A 6,777-nucleotide genomic window follows, 5' to 3' on the forward strand; every position below is an offset into this window, starting at 1 on the left:
TGCATGGAAGAGAACAATAATAATTTAGGGAAAAAAGTTGCTATATCAGTAATGTCAGCAGCTTTACTTGGAACATCAGGATATCTTGTGTATGACAAAGGATTTAGCACAGCAGGAAGAGAAACCGTAAAACTAGCAAGTAATACAGAAGAGAAAAAAGATGATCGTATTACAGGAAGCAATTTACAGTCTATGTTCCCAAATTTAGTTGCTGATCCTGCAAAAAAAGATGACAAACCTGGCGAAAAACCAAACGTTAATTTAGCAGACCTAATCGGAAATAATAAATCACCAATTACACCAGTGACGTATAAGCCGGATGATGTGTCGGTGGAAAAGAAAGATCCACTAATCAAATTATCAGATGCACCAGCGCCACAAAAGCCGGAACTGCCAACTAATATGGGTGGTCCTGTGGTGGAGCCAGTTAAAAATAATGATAATGTTCAATTACCTACACCTACTGTAGAACCACCAAAAACTAATACCGGAACAGGAGGAACTGGAACAGGAGGAACTGGAACAGAAGGAACTGGAACAGGAGGAACTGGAACAGAAGGAACTGGAACAGGAGGAACTGGAACAGGAGGAACTGGAACAGAAGGAACTGGAACAGGAGGAACTGGAACAGGAGGAACTGGAACAGGAGGAACTGGAACAGAAGGAACTGGAACAGGGGGAACTGGAACAGGAGGAACTGGAACAGGAGGAACTGGAACAGGAGGAACTGGAACAGAAGGAACTGGAACAGAAAAACCAAAACCAGATCCAGAACCAACATACCCCACAATTACAGTATCACCAAAAACGGGTGATATTCTTGTAGAATGGTATACAGCAAATGGGGAGAAATCTAGTGCGGTGTTTTTTGGAGAGTTTTATAAGGCACAAAATCATTTGAAATTAATTGATGGTATGACAAATACAATGGCGGAACGTGATGATTTACAGCTTATTTCTCAGAGCTCCTCGACAGCCAAAGCCAATAAAGCAGCATTATTGTTAGCAGCACAGGATTCTGCTCAATTTGAAAAAGTAGCTAGTTCAAAATATGAGCAACTATTTTATATTCGAAATCAATTAACTTTATATCAAGATCCAGCGTTTAATGACCAAGAATTTGAACAATTTAAAGAAAATAAGAAATATGTTATAGAAAAGTTGTCTAAAGACATTTTTAATGCGGCGCTTAGAGAAGAAGAACGAGATGTAAATGCAGCTTTAAGTAAATATTATTTATTAACTTCTGTATTACAAGGCGTTGATGAAGACTTACAAAAACAAGCTTACGATCGAGTGCAAGATATTTTTAATCAAATGCTTGAAAAAGAATTGAAACAAATGGTACAAGGGAAAGTTGATGTTCCAACTGTACCAGTTTTAAATCAAGGAAAAGAACAAAAGAAAAATGTAGAAGAAAAAGCAATGACTGAAAAGGAAGTACAACAATCAAAAGGTGAAGAAAAACAAGAGAATAAAGAAAATTCGAAGCCAGAAGAATCGAAAACAAATAAAGAAGATGTAAAACAAGAAGAAGCACAAACGAATAAAGAAAATGCAAAACAAGAAGAAGCACAAACGAATAAAGAAAATGCAAAACAAGAAGAAGCACAAAATAATAAAGAAGATAAAAAGAATGAGGAACAAAAAGATAATAAAGATGGTACAAAGCAAGAGGAAGTAAAAACACCTGGACAATGGGCGATTGAACAGGTAACAGCGTATATGAACGAAGCGAAGTGGAAAGAAGCAATTGTACTAGCAGATCAATACATTGATCAGACAAAAGGTGAAGAACAAAACACATTGCGGGATCAATTGAAAAATGCAATTGAGAACTTATTAACAAAATCAAAAGCAGAAGAGACATCTGCAGAAGTGGCATTACAAAATTATCACTTTATCTTAAATGTTAAAAATGTAGTTGTTGAGCAGAGAGAAAAGGCAAAATCGTTATCTTTACCTGTAATGTTAGAAGTAAAGGCAGATCAGGCATTAGTAGAGAAAGATTATTATAACGCTGTATTATATATGGCGAATTCTATTCGTAATGGAAATAAACATGCTCGTGCATTTGAAAAATTACAAACAAATACAAACTTCCTTTGGAATCAAACTATGGAGCAATGGAATAATTTAAAGGGGAATTCTGGATGGCAAAGTGAAGTTAAAAAATCTGTTCAACCATCCCTTGAATTAATTGTATATTTAAAAGATATTTCATCAGCTATAGTGGATGATGCAAGATTCAATGAGAAAATAAAGGAAGCAACGAAGAAATTAGAAGGTATTCAATTGTTGAATTTAGCAAGTTATGAAAATAGTAAGAGTGATGAAGCTAGTCAATTGAATGCATTATATTATTATGGACAAGCTTATGAACGTGGTATAGCTAATGCAGGAGATATGAGTAACATTTTTAATAAGTTATTAAATAAAGCACGTGGATTTGAAGTATCTGATCCTGCAAGAGCTATGAATTTATACCGATTAATGTATACAACGCCTGGTGCACAAGGACTTGGCTTCCAAGACGTAATTAGAAATTCTATTGATTATCTGAATGATTTCAATGTAGCAAGTCAATCGTTCGCGAAATATGGCAATAGCTCAAATGTGAAAGATATTGCAACTGCATTAGTTTATGCAAATACAGCTATTGAAAATGGATATACAAATGAACAAAGTAAAGCGAAAATAAGACAAATTGCAGAGACGATGGTTATTGTTGGGCAAAATGCATTAAAGGGAAATGATTTAAATACTGCATATCAGTGTTTCGAATTTGTAAGTCGTGCGGATTATAAACATGTTCCGCAGGACGTTCGAAGCCAAGCAAATGATGGGCTACAAGCGATAAAAAATGCTACTAAAAAATAAAGTAATAAAGTTCGCCATCTTACCCTAGGTAAGGTGGCGAACTTATTTCAAATAGGGAGTGAAAATTCATGAGTTTACTAGAAATTTGTCCATTAGATGAGGCGTTAGTGGAGGCTTTACAGAATGAAGAAAAAAGAGTTCGTTTTTATGAGATATTACAGAAATCAAATTTGTACGTTGTTGCTTCGGTAGAGGGCAATACAACTGTAGATGAAGAAGGAAATTTGATTTCAACTGAAAATACACAATTGCAAATTCATTATTTTGAAATGGAAGAAGGATTAATGTTACCACTGTATTCTGATTTGAAACATTTAGAAATGGTTATTCCAGAAGAATGTCCGTATGTCTCTATGAATGCCATTGAATTATTAAAGACGATAGATTTAGAGGCAAATGTAATATTAAACCCAGGAACAAAATTTCAAAAATTATTTGTAAAGGAAGAAATTGAAGCGATTTGTGATAACAGTATTTTTGATGTTTTTTCTAAAGGGAATAAGTAAAAATTGATGCAGTTCTATTTCTTTTTGGTATAAAATAGAGGAAGGTGGGAGAAGGTTTGGAAATTAAGGTCAAACCTGAACAACTCGAACAAATTGCCAAAAACATATCAGAGATGCAAACACACAGCCAGACCATACAACAAAATCTCAATCAATCTATGTTTAGTATTCAAATGCAATGGCAAGGAGCAACGAGTCAGCATTTTTATGGGGAATATATGAGATCAATGAGACTCATGGAATCTTACATACGTAACTTACAAGTTACAGAAAAAGAATTACGGCGTATCGCTCAAAAGTTTCGTCAAGCAGATGAAGAATATCAAAAGAAACAAAATGAAAAATTGAAAGAAACCCATAAAAAAGAAAAGAAACATGAAAAATCATGGTGGGAAAAGGGAATAGAAGGAGCAGCTGAATTCATTGGAGTAAATGATGCAATTCGTGCAGTTACCGGTAAAGACCCTATTACAGGAAAAGAATTATCATCAAAAGAAAGACTCATCGCCGCAGGATGGACGCTCCTAAACTTTGTTCCTGTTGGAAAAGTGGCAAGTCTTGCTGGAAAAGGAATAAAGTATGTCGCTTCTAGCTTTGGGAAGACGATTGTAAAAGCAGGAAAAGGGCTAGGCGAAGGAATATCAATGGTGGCTGGAAAAGCTGGAAAAGCAGCTGTCGATGGCATAAAAACAGCCAGCCACAAAGTAAAAGAGGGTGTAAACTTTGTAGCCTCCACAGCAAAAGGATTTCCCGACAAAATCGGCAATCTATGGAACAAAGGTGCCACAACCGTAAAAACAACTTTCTTGCAGGGGAATGAAAAGATCCAGCACGCAGTAAAAAAATTACTGGAATACAAATGGATCCCAGGCGAGGGAAAAGGCTTCGCCATGGCTGGAGTAGGAAATGTCTCAGGAGGACAGTATTCTCTGAAAGAGGCTTATCAGTATATGGAGAGTAAGGTTGTTAAGGGTACGGGTGGAGCTAATAACTTTAAATTTGGAGATAATGCTAAAAATCATTTGAAAAATGTTGAGAATATAGGCACTAAGAAAGGAGTTAGTGGTGGGCATAACATGGATGAATTTTACAATGCTTTGAAAAATCAGGGTGTTGATGTAGAAGACTTAATTATATCTAAAAAATCACATTCTTCAATTGAAGGGATTTATGAGATAGAATACAAAATACCTAGAAAAGATATGGCTGGAAATATTGCAGAACCTGTTTCGTATAAAAATATTAAGGAGCCTAAAACAATATACGATCCAGCAATGATTAGTGATGATAAGATATATCAGTGGGGAAAAGAAGCAATGCAAAAGGGAACAATAAATGGTAGGCTTGTTGAAGGTACTGCTTCAAATGGATTGAAGTTCAGAGGTTATTTAAATGATACTGGAGAGATAACTAACTTTTTCCCAATTCTAGACTGATATTATAAGATACAATGTTTATAGGAGGATAAAATGAATAGTAATTTTGAATTTATTGAAGATAAAGAGAAAAACGATGAATTAATGTCAATATATTTTAACTTTATAAACGGTAAGTACTTGGAAAGAGCTTTGAGTTTTTTTGTGAAAAAAGAGGGGTTTGGACAAGAAATAGTATTTGTTCATTTTCAGTCGGATTTAGATGAATTTGATATGTCACAGCTACCTATACCTTTAGATGATAAGCATGTGTTGGTTGAATTAGATTCTCCAGCTGTTGAGTCTGAACAACAAGTGTATTTGGACTTTGAAACTTTTTATAATTATTTGGAAGAACATGTGAAAAAAGAAGTGGAAAAAAATCCAGAAAGAAATGGATTAATGGATTTATTAGTGCAAGTTAAGCGTAGCTTAAATTTGTAATATCTTATAGCCATTTTACTAGATTCGAAGGGCAGAAAAAGAACTTTTTGAAGAACGCGTTTTTATTAGGATTTTATTATATTTCAATAAGGGAGATTGTCTGATATTGAATAAGTAAAGAGGAAGTTATAGATGAAGAAGACTTAACAAAAGAGACCTCATATTTGAGGTCTCTTTTGTTAAGTGTATTGAAAAAATCCCTAATTAAAAATTAGCGTGAGATCACAACTATAAGGGTACGGGGAAAGTTGGAAAAGGGAATTCTGATCTACTTGATAATACCGGTAGGTTTAAAAATGCTGAGTTGCCAACGAAGTATGATGTATATTGTGAAAGGAAATACAACAATGGTGAAGCGCCTAAAGAGCCACTGGAGTGGAAAGAAGCAAGTGAAAAGTGGGCATCACTTAAAGAGCAGAGGCAAGAATTTTCTGATGAAAGTTTTAATCTATTTTCACAGCAGTATGAAAATGCTCAACGAGAAATAACCATTGTTACGCATGAAGGGACCAAGGTGAGAGTTGACGCAATTGCATCTGATGAATATGGGAATGTTATTATACAAGAATATAAAAGTTCCGCTACTGCTCCATATACTACTAATCAAGAAAAGGGATTCCCTGAATTGAAGAATTCTGGTGGGGCAGTCGTAGGTGAAGGAAAGGGAGATTTTTCAGGGGGATACGAAGTGCCTAGTGGAACACGACTGCAAATTGTTCGTCCTGAGGGGACAACTTATTTTGATGAATAAATGAGGTGAGAGACAAGTGTCGATATTAGACAAAAATAAGATAGATGGAATTGGCAAGAGTATGGGTGAAAATAAGTTAGCATTAATGATTGCAGATCATTTAGACTGGGAAAATGAACTTCAGCACTTAGCATTGTTACAAGATAAAATTAATGCCTATGTATCTTTTATTGAAAGTGGGCAAATCTATAGTGTATATCCGGATGCTAAGTTAGTAGATGGCTTTATATTTGATTTAAGATTTAAATATAAACCGACTGAAAATGAACCGCACCCAATTTGTTAGACATTTACTAACAATTGGAGGTGCGGTTTTATTATGTCTAGAAAATATACATTTGAGATAAAGAAAAATGCTGTTGAACATTATTTAAATACAAATGATTCGTTTAAAGTGACAGCCAGAAAATATCAAGTGAGCTATACTTTACTAAAAGAATGGGTGGCACGTTCTAAAAAACAAGGGATAGAGTCCTTAAATTCTAAATTTACAAGATACGATGTTCGATTTAAAATGGAAGTATTAAATTATATGAACAATACCGGAGCTTCGCCCCTACAAGCTGCAGCTATGTTTAATATTCCATCGCCTAAAACTATTAGGAAATGGCGGACAATACTAGAGTCACAGGGAATAGAAGCTCTTCGTAAGACAAGTAAGGGGTATTCTACTGTGAAGAAAAAGAAAGCTATTGCGCCTAAACAAAAACAAGATAAGAACTCTCAAAATGATTTACAATCAGAGATTGAATATTTACGAATGGAAAATGCTTATTTAAAA

The 6,777-nt window shown here is 34.8% G+C and carries 7 protein-coding genes; all 7 read left to right on the forward strand.

The features are described from left to right. Nucleotides 1-3 precede the first annotated feature (3 nt). Nucleotides 4-2,880 (forward strand): hypothetical protein, encoded by a 2,877-nt coding sequence (locus tag ACQRBL_RS10535; protein ID WP_427734492.1) that lies wholly within the window; start codon nucleotides 4-6, stop codon nucleotides 2,878-2,880. Between the two features lie 68 nt (nucleotides 2,881-2,948). After that, entirely contained in the window at nucleotides 2,949-3,386 is a 438-nt protein-coding gene (locus ACQRBL_RS10540) for an SseB family protein (RefSeq protein WP_411996489.1), read from the forward strand. A 56-nt stretch (nucleotides 3,387-3,442) separates the two neighbouring features. Next, on the forward strand, nucleotides 3,443-4,822 hold the full coding sequence (locus ACQRBL_RS10545) for a WXG100 family type VII secretion target (protein ID WP_411996488.1): 1,380 nt from the start codon (nucleotides 3,443-3,445) through the stop codon (nucleotides 4,820-4,822). A gap of 33 nt (nucleotides 4,823-4,855) precedes the next feature. Continuing rightward, nucleotides 4,856-5,245, forward strand: a complete 390-nt coding sequence (locus ACQRBL_RS10550; RefSeq protein WP_001087573.1) for a hypothetical protein — start codon at nucleotides 4,856-4,858, stop codon at nucleotides 5,243-5,245. Nucleotides 5,246-5,549: 304 nt separating this feature from the next. Further along, nucleotides 5,550-5,996, forward strand: coding sequence for a hypothetical protein (locus tag ACQRBL_RS10555; RefSeq protein ID WP_023521818.1), 447 nt, complete (start codon nucleotides 5,550-5,552; stop codon nucleotides 5,994-5,996). A gap of 16 nt (nucleotides 5,997-6,012) precedes the next feature. Continuing rightward, complete coding sequence (locus tag ACQRBL_RS10560) at nucleotides 6,013-6,282, forward strand: DUF6572 domain-containing protein (RefSeq protein WP_411996487.1); 270 nt, start codon at nucleotides 6,013-6,015, stop codon at nucleotides 6,280-6,282. A 33-nt stretch (nucleotides 6,283-6,315) separates the two neighbouring features. Continuing rightward, a partial coding sequence (locus tag ACQRBL_RS10565) for a helix-turn-helix domain-containing protein (RefSeq protein ID WP_427734496.1) occupies nucleotides 6,316-6,777 on the forward strand: 462 nt, incomplete at its 3' end.

Source organism: Bacillus sp. AF62, from assembly GCF_050312695.1.
GTDB classification, from domain to species: Bacteria; Bacillota; Bacilli; order Bacillales; family Bacillaceae_G; genus Bacillus_A; species Bacillus_A cereus.

Bases quoted from the DNA above. Each gene is read 5' to 3' on its own strand.
- ACQRBL_RS10535 (WP_427734492.1), top strand. From the start codon at position 4: ATGGAAGAGAACAATAATAATTTAGGGAAAAAAGTTGCTATATCAGTA.
- ACQRBL_RS10540 (WP_411996489.1), top strand. From the start codon at position 2,949: ATGAGTTTACTAGAAATTTGTCCATTAGATGAGGCGTTAGTGGAGGCT.
- ACQRBL_RS10550 (WP_001087573.1), top strand. From the start codon at position 4,856: ATGAATAGTAATTTTGAATTTATTGAAGATAAAGAGAAAAACGATGAA.